This window comes from Paenalicyclobacillus cellulosilyticus (genome assembly GCF_014647315.1).
Classification (GTDB): Bacteria; Bacillota; Bacilli; order Alicyclobacillales; family Alicyclobacillaceae; genus Alicyclobacillus_J; species Alicyclobacillus_J cellulosilyticus.
In genome coordinates this window covers 357-606 of the sequence record NZ_BMOY01000131.1, presented here as the reverse complement: position 1 = coordinate 606, position 250 = coordinate 357, and the positions used below count along the sequence as shown (strand labels likewise).

1 protein-coding gene is annotated in these 250 nt (G+C 37.6%); it reads right to left on the bottom strand.

Features of this window, described 5'->3' with window-relative positions:
• Positions 1-66: 66 nt before the first annotated feature.
• A partial coding sequence (locus tag IEX97_RS13740; protein WP_229776936.1) for a ferredoxin reductase domain-containing protein occupies positions 67-250 on the bottom strand: 184 nt, incomplete at its 5' end.

Genomic DNA, 250 nt, shown 5'->3' with positions numbered 1-250 from the left:
CTGTTATTGTTATATACCCATTCTACATAAAGATACTGGTTTTTTCGCCACTTGATTTTTTATCGTTTACTTAGAAGAGATGTATTTCTCCCGTACAATGCGTTGCATATCAAACCCTTTATCCTTTAGATAGGCAAAGGATTCGTCAATCATACCTGGATTACCACAAAGATAAACCAAATCCTGTTCAGGATTTAAAGCAAGCGTTGGAAAAGCAGTCTGAACATAACCGCGCCGCTCATGATCCAAT